Consider the following 20,399-nt stretch of genomic DNA (forward strand, 5'->3'; position numbering starts at 1 on the left):
AGTTAAACATTGATTTTAACATTAATATTGAATGGATAAAGAATGGTGAGACCGTAATAATGCATAAACTGTATCTAACGATGGCGTAGAGAGGTGATGTGTTCTAGCCTTACGGTAAATAAAACCTTGAATTGCTTCTACTTCAAGGGGCTGATGATTTATAACATCATAATACATACTTGTCCCCATATGATCTGGATAACCAGCATAGATATGCATAATATCTTCAACAATCGTGTCGGGTAATGTAATACCTTCTGCCATAGCGACTTGTTTACCTTCTTCTAATAAGCGTGTGCATAATTGATAGACTTCTGGAATTTTTAAAATTTGTGCAGTGTTGCCACCTAAAGCAGTAATCGAATTAACACCAAGATTGACAAGTAATTTATACCAAATCGTTGTTTCTATGTGATCTTCTAATATAAGTTCTATTTTAGTATGTTCTAAATAGTGTTTAAGTTGTTCAGTACGACGATCATGCTGAATATGCAAACGGTAATCTCTGAAATGGATCACTTCATCGTCTTTTTTCTGCCCACTAATATAGACCACAGCTTGGTAGACATATTTAAATGGTAAAGTTGAACGTAAACCATATCCATTTTGAGCTAAAATAATCGTTGTCTCATCATGAGTAAGACGGTTTAAGTCTGGAACTAAAGATTCAAGTTGATGTGTTTTGACTGCCACGATAATCACATCGAAGGGGTCAGTCATAGACTTAATATCTTTAACAATAATATGTTGATTTGCAGGTTGAAAGTGAATGGACTTATTTGTTCTTCCAAGTAATGTGATATGAGGTAATACTTGTTGTAATTCGTAGGCAATCGTCGTACCTACAGCGCCTGGTCCAATAATCGCAATACGCATTTATAACTTTCCTTTCTTTAAAATATTACATATAATTATACGTGATATTATTGAGATAATGTTATAGGAGATCGATAAAATAATGAAAAATTTGTCAAAACTTATGGAAATGAAGCAAAATGGTACAAAAATTTCAATGGTTACAGCATACGATTATCCCAGTGCAAAACAAGCGCAACAAGCCAATATTGATATGATTCTAGTTGGTGATTCGCTAGGAATGACAGTCTTAGGTTATGATACAACCACTCAAGTTACTTTAGATGATATGATTCATCATGGTAAAGCTGTTCGTCGAGGCGCCGATGATACATTTATCGTTGTAGACTTACCTATCGGAGCGGTAGGCGTAAGTGCGGAACATGATTTAAATCATGCGATAACGTTATATCAACAAACCAATGCGAATGCATTAAAAGCAGAAGGTGCCCATTTAACTGATTTCATTAAAAAATCGACACAAATGGGTATTCCAATTGTTGCACATCTTGGTTTAATGCCACAAAGTGTCGGTGTTATGGGTTACAAGTTACAAGGTGGTACAAAAGACGCAGCAGAACAACTTATTCGTGATGCACATGCCGTTCAAGAAGCAGGTGCAGTGGCGTTAGTATTAGAAGCTATTCCAAGTGACTTAGCTGGATTAATTAGTAAACAATTAGACATTCCAGTTATTGGTATTGGGGCAGGTAAAGATACAGACGGACAAGTATTGGTGTATCATGATATGTTAAATTATGGCGTAGAACGTTATGCTAAATTCGTAAAACAGTTTGCAGATTTATCTGTAGGCATTGATGGTATGAAGCAATATGATAAAGAAGTGAAAGCAGGAGCATTTCCTGCAGAAGCACATACGTATAAGAAAAAAGTATTAGATGAGGTTAATAAAAATGACACAAGTAATTAATACTGTAAAAGAGATGCAAACAATCGCACAACGCATAAAAGCGTCTGGTCAATCAATAGGTTTCATTCCAACAATGGGTGCGCTTCATGAAGGACATTTAAGTATGATGCGACGTTCAGTTGAAGAAAACGATGTGACAGTCATTAGTGTATTTGTAAATCCATTACAATTTGGACCTAATGAAGATTATGATGCATATCCTCGCCAAATTGATAAGGATGTTTCTTTAGTTAAAGCTATTCATGTCGATTATGTATTCCATCCTTCCGTTGAAGAGATGTATCCAGATGAATTAGGCGTCACATTAAAGGTGGGACGTCTAGGGAAAGTCTTAGAAGGCCCACAACGTCCTGGACATTTTGATGGTGTCGTTACAGTAGTTAATAAATTATTTAATATCGTAAGTCCTAATAAAGCCTACTTTGGTAAAAAAGATGCACAACAATTAGCAATTATTGAGAAAATGGTAAAAGATTTTAATCATCCTATTGAAATTGTCGGCGTCGATATAGTACGTGAAGACGATGGACTGGCGCGTAGTTCTCGGAATGTGTATTTGACTGATGAAGAGCGTAAAGAAGCGGTTTATCTAAGTAAAAGTCTAACATTAGCCAAAGACATGTATGAAGAAGGTGAACGTCGAAGTCATATACTTGTAGGTGCAATAAAAACATACTTACAAGAACATACAAGCGGTCATATCGATGAAGTCGCAATTTATAGTTATCCTGAACTTGAAGTTGTTAATGAAATAAATGGTCAAATTTTTATTGCTTTAGCTGTCAAATTTTCTAAAGCACGTTTAATAGATAATATTATTTTAGGGAGTAAATAGAGAAAATGATTAGAACAATGATGAATAGTAAAATTCATAGAGCACGTGTCACAGAATCCAATTTAAATTATGTAGGAAGTATCACGATCGATGCCGATATTTTAGATGCGGTTGATATTCTTCCAAATGAAAAGGTTGCTATTGTAAACAATAATAATGGAGCACGTTTCGAAACATATGTGATTGCGGGTGAACGTGGTAGTGGGAAAATTTGTCTCAATGGTGCTGCATCTCGCTTAGTAGAAGTAGATGATATTGTTATTATTATGACTTATGTACAGTTGGACGAACGTGAATTAATCGATCATGCACCTAAAGTAGCGATTATGAACGAAAATAATGAAATAATTCAAATGATTCATGAAAAAGAAAATACAATAATTAAGTAATTAAGTGAGCGTGCAGTCTTAAAGAGATTATTTTGGAAAGACTAGCACGCTTTTTATATATTAAGAGTATAGAGTTATGAGTTTTTTAGAAAGTTTTGATGCATAGTGATGTTATTATGGGAAAAATAAGAGGAAAACCATCAAACGAAATAAGAATATTAAGAGGTTTTATATGTGTTTATTCTAATTAACGAAGGGGTAGATACGAGTAAAGGTAAATAAAAGGGATGATAGAAATGAATTATATAAAATATTTAGAATCAAAAGATGGAACTAAACTCTATACAAAAGTTAATGAAGTTAAAGAAAGTAAAGCAAATATTATAATTGCACATGGTCTTGCAGAGCATCTAGACCGTTATGATGAATTGGTCGCGTTTTTAAATGAGCATCATTATAATGTCGTTCGTTTTGATCAACGTGGTCATGGGCGTTCTGAAGGTAAGAGAGTATTTTATAGTCATGTGGATGAAATCATTGATGACTTGGATAGGATAATTAACTACACTAAGGAGAATTATAGTGGAAGAGTATTTTTAATCGGACATAGTATGGGAGGTTACGCGGTAACTTTATTTGGTACCAAATACCCTAATAAAGTAGATGGCATTATTACTTCTGGCGCACTAACGCGCTATAATAAACGTACATTCGGAGAGCCAGATAAAAATATTTCAGCAGATACATATGTCAAAAATGAACTGGAAGACGGTGTTTGTTCTGACGAAGAAATTATCCAAAAATATAGAGATGATGATTTAGTCGCTAAAGAGATTTCTATAGGCCTCATATTTACCCTGATGGATGGTATTGCCTATCTAAAAGAACATCCAAGCCATTTTATAGATCCAGTACTCATCTTACATGGTAAAGAAGATGGTCTCGTAAGCTATAAAGATTCTATCGATTTATATAATGAAATTGCTTCTAAGAAAAAGTCTCTGTATATTTATGAAAATTTACAACATGAAATTTTCAATGAGTCGTCATATAATCAAAGTATTTTTAGAGATATCATTGATTGGTTGGATAGTAAAAATAGATAAAATATGATGTTTGACGTGAAACAATGAAGTTAATATTAAAACAACCATGAGTAGGAGTATTCTCACTCATGGTTTTTAATTGACTAATAATATGTGTGGCGAAGTTATTTTAATCCTACATATTCTTCTAAAGTTTTACCAGATTGATATACTTTGGTTGCAGTATCTTTTCCTAAATAACGTAAATGCCATGGTTCGTATTGATAACCAGTAATTTTTTCTTTTCCTTTAGGATATCTCACGATAAAGCCGTATTTATGTGCGTTTTTCGCAATCCATTGACCTTCTTTTGTTTTTCCGAAACTTGCATATAAGTTTTTATCTGAATTAACGCCACCGATGTCAAATGTAAGACCTGTTTGATGTTCTGAGTAGCCAGGACGTGCGCTATATTTATCTGCAGCTTTTTTACCATCGCGTGCAGCATAACGATTGTATAGTTGAACTTGAGTAGGATAACTTCTGTAGCCACTCATTTTGTATAAGTTAATACCCTCTTTTTGTGCAGCACTAAATAATTGTTGTAAGGCTTGTTGGGCTTTTGGATCTTCACCAGGATTATAATTTGAAGGAAGACCTATATTTTTATTTACAATTAAAATACCATCGATATATGTACGACCCTCTTTAATAACTTTTTTATGTTTTTGTTGATTGTCATCACTTTTATTAGTTTGAGATGTTTGTTTAGTATTATTTTCATTTTCATCATTACTATGTGAGCAAGCTGAAAGTAATAAAGCGCTTGTCATTAGGACTGCAGAGAATTTTTTCATGCTTAAACTCCTTTAAATTTTAATTACTATAAACAATAATGAAACATTGTACACAGTGTAACATAGTTTTTTAATTATATAAGATACAACTTTTATGAAAAAATGGTATTTTAACAAAATTTATATTTATCTTCCTCTTCAAATAATGTATAAATAATGTATAGTATATTAGTAAAATAAGAAGAATGTATGAGGGGCCAATAGATGAAAAAATTTTTATTTTTGGGTAGTATCATGATGATGTTATTAGCTGCTTGTAGTACGCATGAATCTTCAAAAGAAGATAATAAATCAAAATCAAATCAAAATAACGTTCAAAAAGCTAAAAAGAACGAATCAGATAAAAAAGATGAAACGTCATTAACCAATACGTCTAAATTATCAACGAAAGAACGATTAGCATTAGCATTCTGTATTGATGGTGTCGATCAATATACATTGACTAAAAATGAAATTCTAACTGGAATTTATGAATATAGATTACCTACGGGCAAACATAATTATAAATTAGTTGATTTTACATTGGTTAAAGTGAAACAACCAGTAAAACATGCACCAAAACATATGCAGTTCTTTACGGTTTATCCAGATAAAAGTACCTATCAAGCGCTAATTGGAGTTAATAAAGATACAGTTTATGTAGGACGTATGCAAAAAGGTACATTGGATTATAACGATTTACTTGATAAAGGAAAAGAAGCTAGTTTAGAAGAAGTATATAAACATAATAAAGATAATAAAGCTTTACCAGAACTTATAAGTAAAATGCATATTTCAAACTCGTTACCTGATAGTGCTAATGATAATGGGAATCCGTTAGCTTCAAATGATTTAGAAAAATCTGGTAGTGTCAATACGCGTTATCGTAACGAAGTGTATCAATTAATTTCTGATTTTGATGACGTAGAATTAAAAAAATCAGGTTATTTATGGGATGATGTCAAAATGACAGATCATAATGGTAACTGGATTGTGAACTATCGTAACAAAAAAGGCGAGATTCTAGGTACATATAGAATGAAACACGGAAAAATTCAAAAATTAGATGAAAATGGCAAAATGGTAAAAGAAGAAAAATAAATGAATTGTTAATAAAACGTTGTGAGATGTTTAAATTAAGACATTTTACAACGTTTTTCTGTTTATTATGATACGATGAATAAGATTGTAGGAGGTTCGGAGCAAATGAAATATAAAAATACAACATTTCATTTTTCAAGGAATACATGGCAGTATTTAAAGTATAAAAGTGGTGATGATAGATGATGACTTTTTTAGCCATTACCATTTTTGTACTCACATTAATTTTTGTAATTTGGCAACCCAAAGGATTAGATATTTCGATTACTGCTGTTATTGGTGCAGTTGTAGCACTTCTGACGGGCGTAGTAGGATGGTCAGATGTTATGGAAGTGACGAGTATAGTATGGAATGCAACGCTAACATTTGTGGCTATTATTCTTATTTCACTTATTTTAGATGAAATTGGCTTTTTTGAATGAGCAGCACTTCATATGGTAAAGGCATCTCAAGGCGATGGACGAAAGATGTTTATTTTCATTATGATACTTGGAGCGATAGTAGCAGCATTTTTTGCGAATGATGGGGCAGCACTTATTCTCACTCCTATAGTATTAGCAATGGTACGTCACTTAGGTTTCAAAGAAAAGATGGTATTTCCATTTATTATCGCCAGTGGCTTTATTGCGGATACTACATCCTTACCGTTTACAGTGAGTAATTTAGTAAATATTGTTTCAGCAGATTATTTTAATATTGGATTTATAGAATATTTAAGTCGTATGATACTTCCAAATATATTTTCATTAATCGCAAGTATTGTTGTATTGTGGCTTTATTTTAAAAAGGCAATGCCAAAGCAAGTGGATATAACAAAAATGAAGGCACCTCAATTAGTTATTAAAGATGCTTCATTATTCCGTATATCGTGGTTCGTATTAGTTTTATTACTTATAGGTTATATGATGAGTGAGTTTGTTCGTGTGCCTGTCTCTATTATTGCAGGTAGTATTGCTTTTATTTTTCTTATTTTAGCGGCGAAATCGAATGCCGTTCCAGTTAGAAAAGTTGTAAAAGGCGCACCATGGAATATTGTTATATTTTCACTGGGAATGTACTTAGTTGTCTTCGGTTTGAAAAACGTGGGGATTACTCATGTGTTAGGTCATATATTTTCAAATATCGCACATCAAGGTTTATTTACTAGTATTATGGGTGTTGGTTTTATCTCAGCTATACTCTCGTCAATAATGAATAATTTACCTACCGTACTCATTGATGCGATTGCCATTCATCAATCAGCAGCTACTGATGTACTTAAAGAGGGAATGATATACGCTAACGTAATAGGTTCAGATTTAGGACCTAAAATTACACCGATTGGTTCTTTAGCTACATTGTTATGGCTCCATGTTTTAGCTCAAAAAGGAATTAAAATATCGTGGGGCACCTATTTTAAAACAGGTATCGTTATTACCCTTCCAGTTTTATTCATGACCTTACTAGGTTTATATTTAACATTAAAATTGATATAGACAGACTTATTAAAAAGAAGCCAAAAATGATATGATTTTTGGCTTTTGTTATATAAAACAAAAAGTTTAAAATTATTAAAAATGTAATATTATCATTTTTGTTTAAATAGGTTATGATAAATTATATATATTTTGAGTTTTGATTCATATGTAATGAATAACAAGGGGATGACATAAATGAAAAAGAATAAAACTGGAAAGTTTAAACTAGAAACGCCGCACACCTATGCAATATTAATGTTGATTATAGTAATTTCCTGGTTACTTACTTATATTATTCCTGCTGGAGAATATGCGAGAGAAAAGAAAAACGGACAAACCATAGTTATTCCTGGCACCTACCACACAGTATCTTCAGAACATCTAAATTTTTTGAATATATTTAGAGCTGTCCCAGAAGGATTGATTAGTGGAGGAGAAATTGTTTTTTATGTATTTTTAGTGGGTGGCGCTTTTGGAATTGTCCACAAAACAGGTGCTTTTGAAAATGGTGTAAATAAAGCTATGAGAGTTTTGGGAAAAGCCAACTTTTTAATGATTCCACTAACGATGATCATCTTTTCAATATTAGGTTTTACAATAGGTTTAGCTGAAGAAACTATTATATTTGTTCCCATTGGTATTATTATTGCTCGTACCTTAGGTTATGATGCATTAACCGGTGCTGCCATGGTTATTTTGGGGGCAGCTAGTGGTTTTAGTGGGGGCATGTTAAATCCTTTTACAGTTGGGGTGGCTCAAACAGTTGCTGAACTTCCAATGTTTTCAGGTTGGTGCCTTCGAACTATCATATATCTTTTTATATTAGCAACGGCCATTTCAACTGTAATGTTATATGCTAGTAAAGTTAAAAAAGATAAAACTAAAAGTATTGTGTATCATTTAGAAAAAGAAGAAGGACAAGTTAATCAAGACATCGATTATCAACACTTTAGTAAAAAACAAGCATTTAGTTTAATGATTATTATGGCAACTATCCTCTTCAATATATTTGGTATTTTTAAATTTGGATGGAGTTTCAATGAAATGAGCGCTAATTTCTTATTTGCAGGAATTTTAGCGGGCTTAGTAGGTGGCTTAGGGTTTAATGGTACGTTTGATGCTTTAGTAGATGGAATGAAAAATATTCTATTTGGAGCAATGATTGTTGGTATCGCAAAAGGAATTATCGTACTGTTAGAAAATGGGAAAATCATAGATACCATTGTTCATGCATTGACGACCTTATTATCAGATGTACCAACGTCATTAGTGATTATAGCTATGTTTATTTTACAATTCATTCTTAATTTCTTTATTCCATCAGGTTCGGGTCAAGCATTAACGACGATGCCTTTAATGGTTCCTATCTCTGATTTGTTACATATTAATCGTCAGCTTACTGTCTTAGCCTTCCAATATGGTGATGCAATAAGTAATATTCTATTTCCTACATCAGCAATTTTAATGGGAGCTCTAGCTGTAGGTAAAATTTCTTATACTGAATGGTTGAAGTTTGTATGGAAACCTATATTAATATGGATAATTATATGTAGCGTTGCTATGTCTATTGCTTTAGTAATAGGATACTAAAAAAATAAGGTAAGACTGACGGTTGTCTGAAGTTAGTGAGATGGATGTCTTGAAAATCTTGTGAAAATAACGAAAGAGCGTGTGTTCATGTTAAATGAGCGCACGCTTTTTTTTATACATTAACCTTTTGATGAAGTACTGTTTTGATAACGACCATGTACAAAGAAATATAAAATCATTGCAATAATAATTAGACCTGCCATTGCAAGATATAAATAGCGATAGCCCATAAATGGAATGAGTAGACCTAAAATGAAAGGACCCATGCCTGCACCAAAGTCCACAAAAATATAGAACGTTGATGTAGCTAATCCCATCTTACTAGTGGGTGATTGTTGAATGGCAATGGCTTGTGCAGTTGGAACGATGGTTCCATAACCAAAACCAATAAATGCTGCAGATAGTAATAGTAAAAATGGAGAACTTACTATACTTAAAATAGCTAATCCTATTGCAAAACTTAGAAGTACAGGATACATGACTTTATTTTCGCCAAAATGATCATAAATTTTTCCAGTGAATGGACGTGTCACAAAGGTCACAACTGCAAATACAATAAAGAAGAAACTAGATGCAGTAACTAAATGTAACATTTCACTGTATATTGATAAGAATGAAAGTACACTTGCATAAGCAATTCCTACTAAGATGACGACACATGAAATAGGCAATGCTTCTTTTTGTAAGAAAGCACTGAGACCTTTAGGACGTGATTGTTCTTCAGTAACTATGTCATGATTCATCGGTAATTTTTTAATTAATAAAGTAAAACTAAATGAAACGACAATGCTAATCAAACTGATGCCAAAAATTGAAGAAAATCCTAAATTATTATTTAATACTAGTCCTAAGAATGGGCCAAAAGCGGAAGCAAGCGTCACACTTAAACCGTAGTAACCGATACCTTCACCTTTACGTTTTTCTGGAATTAATCTAGAAGAAATCGTACCCGTTGCTGTTGAAGAGAAACCAAAGGCAATTCCATGAATAAAACGAACGAACATCAAAATAAGAATACTATGAATTGTAAAATATAAAGCGATAGCTATAATAGAGCCAATGACACCGCCAATGAGCACATTCTTAGGTTGCAGATGATCGATGATTCTTCCAGCGCCTAATCTTCCAGCTAGCATGCCAATGATAAATACACCAGCTGCTAATCCGCCAATACTTTCTGAAGCATGGTACGTTTCGATTGTGAATTGTGTAATTGTCACAATAAGCATGTAGTGAATTAAATACATAAATAAATTCACAATCGTTACAAAGATAAAGTCTTTTGACCATAAACGTTGCGACATGTTTAACCTCCTCTATTTAATCCTATTTATCTTAATTTATACTTAATTATTATAGTATTAGTAGAAGTTAATGTATAATTAGAATAATTTAATTTAATATAAGTAAAACTGATATAAAGGAGGAGAATATATGAATTTTGAACAGCTAATATATGTTAAATCAGTATACGAACAAGAATCAATGATTCGTGCAAGTGAACTGATGCATATTAGTCAATCTGCCATGAGTCAATCGATTGCTAACCTGGAAACAGAATTAGGATATTCATTATTTTATCGCTCCAGAAAAGGAACAATACCGACAGAAATTGGCAAACGATTGATTCCTAAAATATTGGAAATTTTAGAAGCTAAAGAACATCTCATGCTAGAAGTAGAGCGTTTACATACACATATAGCAGGAAAATTAACTATAGCCACTATACCAACGTTATTTCACAAACTACTTCCTAAAGTCATTTCTCAATTTAAAGTTGATTATCCAAACGTAGATATTGAAGTTATAGAATCTGACCGTGAAAATATTATAAAAATGTTGAGAAATAATGACATAGATTTAGGATTAATTGGTAAAAAAGAATCTGATAAAACAATGTCTTTAATTCATGAATTTCCTCTTAATTTATCGACGAATTTTAAACTTATTGTACCTGCTAAATCTAAACTTACCTTTAAAGATACTGTTAATTTAGAGGATATTAAAGACTATCCATTTATTCTCTATGATCGTAGCTTTTACCATCATCATTTAAAAAAGTTTGAAGAGAAAAATGGGGAATTAAAAATTGTATTTCGTACACATAATCCTATCGTTTTATTAAGAACTGTTGCAGAAGGCTTAGGTGTAGGCATGATTTCTAGTTACATGATCGAAGACGAACCCATTTTAAATGACGAATATATTGAGGCCATACCTCTAGGTCATCCTTTTGATTATTCAGTGTATTTTACAGCGATAGTCAATGACAACAGAAAAAATGAGACCTCTTTATTACGATTTATTGATTATTTAAAGAAGTAATCATTAACAAAACTTTGTTCAAAAGTTCACAAACTTTTCATGGTATTTTATATACAAAGTGCTAACATAATAATTGAAAGTTATATTACTTTAAGAGGTGTAGTAAATGGGCAATTCTAAAAAAGTAGCACTTGTTACAGGTGCAGCACAAGGTATTGGTTTCAAAATAGCAGAACGTTTATTTAATGACGGTTTTAACGTTGCTATTGTCGACTTTAATGAAGAAGGCGCAAAAAAAGCTGCTGAATCACTTTCAAAAGAAGGTCAAGAAGCAGTCGCATTTAGAGCTGACGTATCTGACCGTGAAAATGTTTTCGATGTGACACGTAAAGTTGTAGAACATTTTGGAGAGTTAAATGTAGTCGTAAATAATGCTGGTTTAGGACCAACAACGCCTATCCATACAGTCACACTTGAACAATTTAATCAAGTTATCGGAGTAAATGTTGGAGGCGTATTCTGGGGCATTCAAGCGGCTTTAGAACAATTTGAAAAATTAGGTCATGGCGGTAAAATTATAAACGCAACATCTCAAGCAGGTGTTGAAGGTAATGCGGGATTATCGTTATACAGTAGTACGAAATTCGCAGTTCGTGGATTAACTCAAGTTGCTGCGCGTGATTTAGCTGACAAAGGCATTACAGTAAATGCATTTGCACCAGGTATCGTTGAAACACCTATGATGGAAGGTATTGCTAAAAAATTAGCCGAAGAAAATAATCAACCAGAAGAATGGGGTTGGAAACAATTCACTGATCAAATCACATTAAAACGTTTATCTAAACCAGAAGATGTAGCTAATGTGGTTGGTTTCTTAGCTAGTAGTGATTCTGATTATATTACTGGTCAAACTATTATTGTCGACGGTGGCATGAGATTCCACTAATTTAAGCAAATTATTATTTTTAAAACTGATATGCACCCTAAAAGTTGGACTTAAAATCTAACTTTTGGGGTGCATTTTTATATTCTTTTAGAAGACATATCTGTATATGATGAAATATTTAACCTTATTGATGTTCATAATATATCAATAATAAATGGATCCATCTAAATTGTATAACTCATTAAAAATGAGTATTTAGTAAAAAATAATTAAAAGACAATGAGCGTTTTAATTTTGATTATTTATGCATCTTATACATCATACTTCTTAACTTTGTTTTAAAAAAATATTTAGAGATTCAATCAAAATTAAAAATACTCTTATTTAGATAGGATATTTTATATTTAAAAAAATAATGATATATAGTAAATTTAAATGTAAATATAGTATATAATATGATTAATATCTTACAGAAAGGAAGACATCAATGAGATTAAACAATATGAATATAGTTTCTGGTATCTTATGTGTATTATCATTTCTACTTGCAGTTTCGATTACATTTACAGATATGTTTTGGTATTTACCTGGCTTTTTTGTCATGCTATTGTCAGTGGTTTCAAGTGTTGTAGGTCTAATGAGTGGCAGCAAAGTATTTAATAGTATCACGTTATTTTTAACAATTATTTTCTTTCTTATTTTTTCAAGTCCATTATTACTTGCTTAGAAAAGAAAACGATTTTATATCATACTAATATGAATGGCAATCTTTACAGCTATAATGTGAAGATTGCTTTTTTAAATTAAATCAAAAAATATTGAAACGCTTTCAATTAATACGTATAATATTTACTAGTTTGAAAAAGGAAGGATATTATATGAAAGTAAATAAATATTTGATTTTTATTTTGGGTGCTTTAGGAGGTTTGCTTTACGGTTATGATAACGGTATTATTTCCGGCGCATTACTTTATATTCCTAAGGACATCCCTTTACATAATGGGGCGATAGAAGGGTTAGTTGTGTCATCAATGCTTTTCGGAGCGATTGTAGGTGCAGGTGGCAGTGGACCTTTATCAGATAGAATTGGTCGTCGTCGCTTAGTACTATTTATCGCATTGGTATTTATTGTTGGATCACTTGTTTTAGCATTTTCAACAAATATTGTCATGCTTATTATTGGTCGTGCCATTGTTGGACTTGCCGTAGGGGGTTCAATGTCAACAGTACCTGTATATCTTACTGAAATGGCACCTACAGAACTACGTGGATCTTTAGGTTCACTTAACCAATTAATGATTACAATTGGTATTTTAGCTGCATACTTAGTGAACTATGCCTTTGCAGATATGGGCGCTTGGCGCTGGATGTTAGGTTTAGCTGTGGTTCCTTCATTAATTTTATTAATTGGTGTAGCATTTATGCCTGAAAGTCCACGTTGGCTTCTTGAAAATAGAAGTGAAAAAGCAGCGCGTGACGTAATGAAAATTACATATAATCCAGATGCAATTGATGCTGAAATTAAAGAAATGAAAGAAATAGCTTCTCAATCAGAATCCACATTCTCAGTAATCAAATCACCTTGGTTACGTCCGACGCTTATTATTGGGTGTATCTTTGCGATTTTTCAACAATTTATCGGAATCAACGCAGTTATATTCTATGCCCCAACGATTTTTACTAAAGCAGGTCTAGGTGGCTCTGCTTCAATTATCGGTACAGTCGGTATTGGTGTGGTAAACGTATTAGTAACGATTTTGGCATTATTTATTGTTGACCGTGTCGATCGTAAAAAACTCCTCGTTATAGGAAACATCGGAATGATTGCTTCATTGGTTATTATGGCGATGCTTATTTGGTCAATCGGTATTCAATCATCAGCCTGGATCATTATTATTTGTTTATCATTATTCATCGTGTTCTTTGGAATTTCATGGGGCCCAGTTTTATGGGTCATGTTACCTGAATTATTCCCAACGCGTGCAAGAGGAGCAGCAACAGGTATTGCGGCATTAGTATTAAACTTTGGTACGTTAATCGTTGCACAATTATTCCCAATTTTAAATCATAATTTAGATACAGAATGGGTATTCTTAATTTTTGCTGCTATTGGCGTACTAGCGATGTTCTTTGTGATTAAGTATCTTCCAGAAACACGGGGTCGCAGTTTAGCTGAAATTGAACATGAGTTACGATTACGTACAGGTGTTAAATCTGAATAACGTATGTATATCGCTACTTCAATGATTTGGAGTAGTGATTTTTTATTTTTTAAAAAAAGGGTAAATATAAAAAAGCAATGCTATGAACGGAGGAATTAAGATGAAACAGTCAAAAGATTTAGAACGATTACTTAAATCTTTAGACGGACAAAAATATGGCGCTTATAAACGAATGAAAGGGATATATCAATTTGATCAATTCCGTCTAGCTATCGATCATGTCCAAGTCGATCCTTTTGCGCCACCTTCAAAAATGCGTGTCATTATTGGGAAACAAGAGACTGAAATTCCTAATGAATTATTAGACACTAAAGATAAACGTATAGCGACTTCAGACTTTTTAACTCGAACAGTGGATACCCAGTTAAAACATTTCAATCGTACCGTGAAAGGCTCTGGTAAAAATGGGAAGATCTTTATTGATCATCCAGGACAAGAGATACTCGAACGTACATCTGTAGTGATTAATAATAAAGAGATTGAAATACGTATTGAAGTTGGACTACCAGCAGCTGGACGTAAGATTCTAGGAAAAGCAGCATCACATACGATAATACATGGCATTCCTCAAATGGTAGAAAAAGCGATACGATACGAAAATTTAAATCAACAAGCATTGAACGAACAAGTCGCATTAAAACTAGACCAGACTTATATGAGACAACAACTTGAAACAGAGCACTTAGTCGCATTTGTGGCAAATGGTTCAATTTTACCAAGAAAAAGTGGTGTGTCAGACGCTCCAATGAAAGGTGCCATTCAATTCACAAGTCCTAAGAAATTTGAACATACATTCAATCTTCCAAGTGGCCGGGCAGTCACAGGGATGGCTATTCCACAAGGAATTACACTTATTGTCGGTGGAGGTTACCATGGTAAATCGACACTATTAGAAGCGCTTGAGCGTAGTGTATATGATCACATTCAACATGACGGTCGAGAATTTGTGGTGACTCAACATGATGCGATGAAAATACGTGCTGAGGATGGTCGAAACGTTGAAAATGTCGATATTAGTCCATTTATTGATAATCTGCCAGGAAAGAAAGATACGACACACTTTTCTACAGAAAACGCAAGTGGTAGTACATCTCAAGCCACAAATGTAATCGAAGCTTTAGAAGCAGAAAGTTCATTATTATTAGTCGATGAAGATACATCAGCTACTAATTTTATGATTCGTGATGGTCGTATGCAACAACTGATTGCTCCAGAAAAAGAGCCGATTACTCCATTTTCTAATAAAGTAAAATCATTATATGAAGATTATAGTGTTTCTACTATTCTTATTGTTGGCGGTTCAGGAGATTACTTTGATGTTGCTGACCAAGTGTTAATGATGGATGAATATCATTTAAAAGATGTAACAGAAGAAGCAAAAGAAATTGCGAATACTGACGGCTATAAGCGAGAAATTGATGGTGATCAGTCATTTGGAGTGCTATCTCATCGCATACCGTTAACAGATTCTTTCTCTAAAAAAGGAAAAGAAAAACGTTTTAAAGCAAAAGGATTACATTCTATTATGTATGGTCATGAGCCTATTAACCTAACAGGATTAGAACAACTTGTGGATGATAGTCAGACCAACGCTATTACGGTGATGTTAGATTACTTTAGACGTCATGGTATCAATAATCAGAATTCCATAATTCAAGCAACAAATGAAATGTATCGCTTAATTGAGCATGAAGGATTAGAAGCGCTCTCTCATTTTAATGGACATCCAGGAAATCTTGCCTTACCTCGTAAACAAGAATTTATCGGTACCTTAAATCGATATAGAGGATTGAAAGTGAAATAAAGAGAGCATATCTTATCTTTTTTAGTAGGCAGGTAGTCTTACTTTTAAAAAATTAAAAGTCTGATTAATAGTGAAGCATCTGAATTAATAACGGAAGAATACGAAAAATCACGAAAAAAAGATTAAAAAATAAATATTTACCGATTGGATATAAGTAAACCATGGACTCATTTTCTTTTATTAAAGGAAAGTGAGTCTTTTCTAATTAAACTAGCAAAAGTGTTAGGGGAGTGGAACAGTAAATTTAAAATAAATTCTATTCTACACCTTCAATATTTTAGAAATATTTGGATATTTATCATTTGATTAATCGCGCGCGATTGTTTATACTAAAATAAATCTTGCACGATTGAAAAGAGGTGTTGTATTGGACAAGAACGAGATGACTTTAGCGAATCAATTATGTTTTTCTGCATATAATGTGAGTCGCTTATTTGCTCAATTTTATGAACAACAACTAAAGCCATTTGGATTAACGTATTCTCAATATTTAGTTTTACTGGCTTTATGGGAAGAAGATAATCGAACATTACATGAGATTGGTAGACAACTTGATTTATCAAGTAATACGTTGACACCACTTTTAAAAAGATTAGAACAATCAGGATGGGTCATAAGAGAACGTTCTGAAACTGATAAACGTCAACTGATGGTGACACTTACTGAACAAGCACATCAACAACAAGAAGCAGTTTTTGAAGCGGTAGCCAAATGTTTACCTTCAAATTTTGATAAAACGAAATATAACCAAGCAAAAGACGTATTAGAACAATTAGAACATGGTTTGAAACAACTCAATAAAAAATAAAGAAGAGGATGAGTTAAATGAAAACATACGACGTTACATTTATTGGTAGTGGACATGCAGCTTGGCACGCAGCTTTAACATTAAAACATGCAGGTAAAGAAGTAGCAATTATCGAAAAAGAGCGTATTGCGGGAACATGCACAAACTGGGGCTGTAATGCTAAAATCTTACTTGAAAATCCATTTGAAGTGTTAGAAGAAGCAACACACTATCCTGGTATTGTTGAATCACAAAATCTTAAAGTCAATTGGTCAAACTTAATGGATTATAAACATAAAGTGATTGATCCAATGGCTGGTCAGTTAAAATCATTATTTGAACAACAAGGTATTGATGTATATGATGGTACAGGTGTAATTAAAAATGAACATACAGTTGAAGTAAATGGTGAAGCTATTGAAACTGAAAATATCGTCGTTGCGACAGGTCAACATAGCAATAAATTACCTATCGAAGGTAAAGAATATACACATGATAGCCGTGACTTCTTATCGATGGAAGACACACCAAAAAGTATCACATTCATTGGTGGCGGAATTATCAGTATCGAATTTGCATCTATCATGATTAAAACTGGCGCTGACGTTCATGTGGTTCATCATACAGATGAGATTTTACCAGGATTTAACCGTAATCATGTAGATAAATTAGTTGAAAAATTAGAAGATGAAGGCGTTAAATTTTATCTAAATGAAAATACAGCTGCAGTTAAAAAAGAAGGAGACGCGTTTACACTAACAACTGAATCTGGATTATCAATCAATACAGAATATGTACTTGATGCAACAGGAAGAGTTCCAAATGTTGAAGGTATTGGATTAGAAAATGTCGGTATCAATTATAGTAAAAAAGGTATTGAAGTAGATGAGTACTTAAGAACAAATGTTAAAAATATTTACGCAAGCGGTGACGTTTTAGATAAAACGATTCCTAAATTAACGCCAACTGCGACGTTTGAATCAAACTACATTGCTGCACATATTTTAGGTATGGTACAAGATGAAATTAAATATCCAGCTATTCCTTCGGTACTTTATTCGCTTCCACGTTTATCACAAATTGGTGTAACTGTTGAAGACGCAAAAGAAAATGATCAATATACAGTAAAACATGTGCCATTCGGTAAACAAATGGTATTCGAATATAAGAATGAAACAGAAGCTGAAATGTATATTGTACTAGATGAACATAAACACTTAGTAGGTGCTGAAATCTATGCAGATGCTGCCAATGATTTAGTAAACTTACTTGTATTTATCATTAATCAACGTTTAACAGCCAAAGAATTAAGTCAATTGATTTTTGCTTTCCCAGGTGCTTCAAGTGGTGTGATTGATTTATTAAAAATGAACATGTTATAAGAATTTAAAAACGGTTAGTCCATGTGGCTAATCGTTTTTTTATAAAAGAATGAAATGTTTAAATTTCTCTAAAACGTAAATAACTATATTGTACGAAAAATGAAACGTCATCTCATTTGGAGGGATTTATATTATGGGTAAAGAATTTGAATCGAATGGTGTTAACGTAGAAATACCAGATGAATTAGAATCAGTCGTTGCGTTAGAATATTCTTTTGTAGAAGCATTAGCTAAATTAGAATTGAATGTCACAGGTATTGCTGATGACAAAGATAAAAATAACTTAGAAAATTCTATTAAACACTTAGTAGGTAACTATACATCTGTTGGTTCACGTTTGGAGCCTGATACAGAATTAATTAAAAAAGCAGAACCACAATTAATCTTAGCAGATAAAACAAGACATGAATCAATGTTTGAAAAATTAAATACGGCAGCACCAACAGTATTATTAGAAAGTTTTGATGCTAACTACGACCAAAGTATTGAAACATTTAAACAAATTGCAGAACTCGTATCTAAAGAAGATAAAGGCCGTGAACTTGTTGTTCAACACAATGAAAAAGTTGAAGACTTAAGCAAAGATATTAAACTTGATAAAGACGTATCAACTATTGCTGCTGTACCAACACATGATGGCTTATATGTTCATGCATCACATTCATATGTTGGACAATTCTTGCAAAAAGTTGGTTTTAATGGTTCTATTCCTGAAGATATGGAGAACCACCTACCTGAATATATGGGTGCAGATTACTTAAAAGTAGATACAGACCGATTTGCAAGCTTCAATCCAGAACGTATATTGATTATGGTAGATGAAGATAACAAAGCAGATTATGAAAAATTAAAAGAATCAGAAGCGTGGTCAAATATTGAAGCAGTTAGAAATGATCGTGTACACGATGTAAACCGTGAACGTTGGGCAAAATATAGAGGCCTAATCGCGTCAGAATTAATCTTAGAAGACTTAACAAACATTGAAGAATAATGATTAAAAAAGCGTGCATTTCAAAATGGTGAAATGCATGCTTTTTATTTTAAATATAATCATATAACATGTTCACTTATTTAAACATTATAGAAGTAACTAAGAGAGTTATTCCAGACAGACAAATCGAAGTAATACATATCACTATGAAAGGTTTAAGTGCCTTTGAAATAACTTCTTTTAAAACGATATTCAATCCTAGAGCAACCATCGCCATTAACATACATACCGTTGTAATAACATTTATAATATTCATAAGTAATGAAGGAATAGGAACAAATGTATTGATAAAAGCCATTATGATAAATCCAATGAGAAAGTAAGGAATATCGATTTTTTGTTGTACTTGGCTTGAGTGTGACTTATAACGCATATACAAAATTAAGCCAATGCTTAATGGAATAAGTAAAAACACACGGCCTAATTTTCCAAGTAAAGCAAATGTCATTGCCTCTGGCCCGCCAATATCTGCTGCTAAGACGACATGAGCGATTTCATGGAGACTGATACCTGTCCAAGCGCCATAAGTTATAGTAGGTATGTTAAAAATAGCCTCGATAGCTGTATAAATAAGTGCAAATATAGTTCCAACTAGTGCAATAATACCTACACTTATTGCAATGTCTTTTTCTTTAGATTTTAAGATTGGTGCTGTAGCTGCAATAGCTGCAGCTCCACATACTCCTGTGCCAATACCAAGTAGTATAGAGATATCTTGATTTCCTTTAATAATTTGATTCAAAATTAAAGTTAAACTTATTGAAAAGATAATTACAATAATATCAATAAGTAGTAATTTCCAGCCTTTACCTAGAATATCTCCCATATTTAATTTTAACCCATATAAGATAATCGCAAATTTTAATAAACGTTTCGATGCGAACGTAATACCTGGACGAATGTGTTCTGGATATCCCATCACTTGGCGATATAGCATCGCAAAAATGATAGCAATAGCTAATGCCCCAATCGTATGTAAAATAGGAAATTTAGCTAATATATAACTAATCATTGCGATCATAAATGTAAACATAATACCTTTCATAAATGAAGGCTGCGTGATTGATTTCATAGTACTTTCACCTCGATATGAAATCTTAGCA

18 protein-coding genes and 1 pseudogene are annotated in these 20,399 nt (G+C 32.7%); 15 read left to right on the forward strand and 4 right to left on the reverse strand.

Going from position 1 to position 20,399, the window contains the following annotated elements:
• Nucleotides 1-21: 21 nt before the first annotated feature.
• Entirely contained in the window at nt 22-876 is an 855-nt protein-coding gene (locus MHI13_RS00555) for an oxidoreductase (RefSeq protein WP_017174740.1), read from the reverse strand.
• A gap of 82 nt (nt 877-958) precedes the next feature.
• On the opposite strand from MHI13_RS00555, the gene panB reads away from it, so the two are divergent.
• The 4 genes from panB (at nt 959) to MHI13_RS00575 (ending at nt 4,056) form a co-directional block, all read left to right on the forward strand.
• Complete coding sequence (gene panB, locus MHI13_RS00560) at nt 959-1,786, forward strand: 3-methyl-2-oxobutanoate hydroxymethyltransferase (RefSeq protein ID WP_017174741.1); 828 nt, start codon at nt 959-961, stop codon at nt 1,784-1,786.
• Entirely contained in the window at nt 1,770-2,621 is an 852-nt protein-coding gene (panC, locus tag MHI13_RS00565) for a pantoate--beta-alanine ligase (protein ID WP_070548101.1), read from the forward strand. Before panB ends, panC begins: the two co-directional genes overlap by 17 nt.
• 5 nt (nt 2,622-2,626) lie before the next feature.
• Complete coding sequence (gene panD / locus MHI13_RS00570) at nt 2,627-3,010, forward strand: aspartate 1-decarboxylase (protein ID WP_002449536.1); 384 nt, start codon at nt 2,627-2,629, stop codon at nt 3,008-3,010.
• 236 nt (nt 3,011-3,246) lie between these two features.
• Complete coding sequence (locus MHI13_RS00575) at nt 3,247-4,056, forward strand: alpha/beta hydrolase (RefSeq protein WP_049416069.1); 810 nt, start codon at nt 3,247-3,249, stop codon at nt 4,054-4,056.
• 104 nt (nt 4,057-4,160) lie between these two features.
• Here MHI13_RS00575 and MHI13_RS00580 read toward each other — a convergent pair whose 3' ends face one another.
• Nucleotides 4,161-4,832, reverse strand: a complete 672-nt coding sequence (locus tag MHI13_RS00580; RefSeq protein ID WP_017174744.1) for a M15 family metallopeptidase — start codon at nt 4,830-4,832, stop codon at nt 4,161-4,163.
• Between the two features lie 204 nt (nt 4,833-5,036).
• On the opposite strand from MHI13_RS00580, the gene MHI13_RS00585 reads away from it, so the two are divergent.
• The 3 genes and pseudogenes from MHI13_RS00585 to MHI13_RS00595 all read left to right on the forward strand — a co-directional run bounded on the left by MHI13_RS00585 (nt 5,037) and on the right by MHI13_RS00595 (nt 8,959).
• Nucleotides 5,037-5,912: a hypothetical protein gene (locus tag MHI13_RS00585; protein ID WP_017174745.1), complete on the forward strand. Its 876-nt coding sequence runs from the start codon at nt 5,037-5,039 to the stop codon at nt 5,910-5,912.
• Nucleotides 5,913-6,097: 185 nt separating this feature from the next.
• Nucleotides 6,098-7,387: pseudogene (gene arsB / locus MHI13_RS00590) on the forward strand (arsenite efflux transporter membrane subunit ArsB).
• Between the two features lie 177 nt (nt 7,388-7,564).
• Nucleotides 7,565-8,959 (forward strand): YfcC family protein, encoded by a 1,395-nt coding sequence (locus tag MHI13_RS00595; RefSeq protein ID WP_049434191.1) that lies wholly within the window; start codon nt 7,565-7,567, stop codon nt 8,957-8,959.
• Between the two features lie 119 nt (nt 8,960-9,078).
• On the opposite strand, the gene MHI13_RS00600 is transcribed toward MHI13_RS00595, so the two are convergent.
• Entirely contained in the window at nt 9,079-10,263 is a 1,185-nt protein-coding gene (locus MHI13_RS00600; RefSeq protein WP_070548098.1) for an MFS transporter, read from the reverse strand.
• A gap of 130 nt (nt 10,264-10,393) precedes the next feature.
• On the opposite strand from MHI13_RS00600, the gene MHI13_RS00605 reads away from it, so the two are divergent.
• From MHI13_RS00605 to MHI13_RS00640, 8 genes are all read left to right on the forward strand, one after another.
• Nucleotides 10,394-11,284 (forward strand): LysR family transcriptional regulator, encoded by an 891-nt coding sequence (locus tag MHI13_RS00605; RefSeq protein WP_070548095.1) that lies wholly within the window; start codon nt 10,394-10,396, stop codon nt 11,282-11,284.
• Nucleotides 11,285-11,390: 106 nt separating this feature from the next.
• A complete protein-coding gene (locus MHI13_RS00610) occupies nt 11,391-12,170 on the forward strand; it encodes a (S)-acetoin forming diacetyl reductase (protein ID WP_070548092.1) in 780 nt (259 codons plus the stop codon).
• 427 nt (nt 12,171-12,597) lie between these two features.
• On the forward strand, nt 12,598-12,837 hold the full coding sequence (locus MHI13_RS00615) for a hypothetical protein (protein ID WP_049335305.1): 240 nt from the start codon (nt 12,598-12,600) through the stop codon (nt 12,835-12,837).
• A 151-nt stretch (nt 12,838-12,988) separates the two neighbouring features.
• Complete coding sequence (locus MHI13_RS00620; protein ID WP_054105524.1) at nt 12,989-14,332, forward strand: glucose transporter GlcP; 1,344 nt, start codon at nt 12,989-12,991, stop codon at nt 14,330-14,332.
• 100 nt (nt 14,333-14,432) lie between these two features.
• On the forward strand, nt 14,433-16,136 hold the full coding sequence (locus MHI13_RS00625) for an ABC-ATPase domain-containing protein (protein ID WP_054105525.1): 1,704 nt from the start codon (nt 14,433-14,435) through the stop codon (nt 16,134-16,136).
• 367 nt (nt 16,137-16,503) lie between these two features.
• Nucleotides 16,504-16,944, forward strand: a complete 441-nt coding sequence (locus MHI13_RS00630; RefSeq protein ID WP_070548089.1) for a MarR family winged helix-turn-helix transcriptional regulator — start codon at nt 16,504-16,506, stop codon at nt 16,942-16,944.
• Between the two features lie 17 nt (nt 16,945-16,961).
• Nucleotides 16,962-18,305 carry a dihydrolipoyl dehydrogenase family protein gene (locus MHI13_RS00635; RefSeq protein ID WP_070548087.1) on the forward strand — a complete coding sequence of 448 codons (1,344 nt, stop codon included), beginning with the start codon at nt 16,962-16,964 and terminating at the stop codon, nt 18,303-18,305.
• A 133-nt stretch (nt 18,306-18,438) separates the two neighbouring features.
• The gene (locus MHI13_RS00640; protein ID WP_049382209.1) at nt 18,439-19,296 is read left to right on the forward strand and encodes an ABC transporter substrate-binding protein; all 858 of its coding nucleotides are present in this window, start codon (nt 18,439-18,441) and stop codon (nt 19,294-19,296) included.
• A 76-nt stretch (nt 19,297-19,372) separates the two neighbouring features.
• Here MHI13_RS00640 and MHI13_RS00645 read toward each other — a convergent pair whose 3' ends face one another.
• Entirely contained in the window at nt 19,373-20,368 is a 996-nt protein-coding gene (locus tag MHI13_RS00645) for a YeiH family protein (protein ID WP_070548084.1), read from the reverse strand.
• Nucleotides 20,369-20,399 lie beyond the last annotated feature (31 nt).

The sequence above is a fragment of the Staphylococcus sp. FSL K6-0223 genome (genome assembly GCF_038008285.1).

Bases quoted from the DNA above. Each gene is read 5' to 3' on its own strand.
- MHI13_RS00555 (WP_017174740.1), bottom strand. From the start codon at position 876: ATGCGTATTGCGATTATTGGACCAGGCGCTGTAGGTACGACGATTGCC.
- panB (WP_017174741.1), top strand. From the start codon at position 959: ATGAAAAATTTGTCAAAACTTATGGAAATGAAGCAAAATGGTACAAAA.
- panC (WP_070548101.1), top strand. From the start codon at position 1,770: ATGACACAAGTAATTAATACTGTAAAAGAGATGCAAACAATCGCACAA.
- panD (WP_002449536.1), top strand. From the start codon at position 2,627: ATGATTAGAACAATGATGAATAGTAAAATTCATAGAGCACGTGTCACA.
- MHI13_RS00575 (WP_049416069.1), top strand. From the start codon at position 3,247: ATGAATTATATAAAATATTTAGAATCAAAAGATGGAACTAAACTCTAT.
- MHI13_RS00580 (WP_017174744.1), bottom strand. From the start codon at position 4,832: ATGAAAAAATTCTCTGCAGTCCTAATGACAAGCGCTTTATTACTTTCA.
- MHI13_RS00585 (WP_017174745.1), top strand. From the start codon at position 5,037: ATGAAAAAATTTTTATTTTTGGGTAGTATCATGATGATGTTATTAGCT.
- MHI13_RS00595 (WP_049434191.1), top strand. From the start codon at position 7,565: ATGAAAAAGAATAAAACTGGAAAGTTTAAACTAGAAACGCCGCACACC.
- MHI13_RS00600 (WP_070548098.1), bottom strand. From the start codon at position 10,263: ATGTCGCAACGTTTATGGTCAAAAGACTTTATCTTTGTAACGATTGTG.
- MHI13_RS00605 (WP_070548095.1), top strand. From the start codon at position 10,394: ATGAATTTTGAACAGCTAATATATGTTAAATCAGTATACGAACAAGAA.
- MHI13_RS00610 (WP_070548092.1), top strand. From the start codon at position 11,391: ATGGGCAATTCTAAAAAAGTAGCACTTGTTACAGGTGCAGCACAAGGT.
- MHI13_RS00615 (WP_049335305.1), top strand. From the start codon at position 12,598: ATGAGATTAAACAATATGAATATAGTTTCTGGTATCTTATGTGTATTA.
- MHI13_RS00620 (WP_054105524.1), top strand. From the start codon at position 12,989: ATGAAAGTAAATAAATATTTGATTTTTATTTTGGGTGCTTTAGGAGGT.
- MHI13_RS00625 (WP_054105525.1), top strand. From the start codon at position 14,433: ATGAAACAGTCAAAAGATTTAGAACGATTACTTAAATCTTTAGACGGA.
- MHI13_RS00635 (WP_070548087.1), top strand. From the start codon at position 16,962: ATGAAAACATACGACGTTACATTTATTGGTAGTGGACATGCAGCTTGG.
- MHI13_RS00640 (WP_049382209.1), top strand. From the start codon at position 18,439: ATGGGTAAAGAATTTGAATCGAATGGTGTTAACGTAGAAATACCAGAT.
- MHI13_RS00645 (WP_070548084.1), bottom strand. From the start codon at position 20,368: ATGAAATCAATCACGCAGCCTTCATTTATGAAAGGTATTATGTTTACA.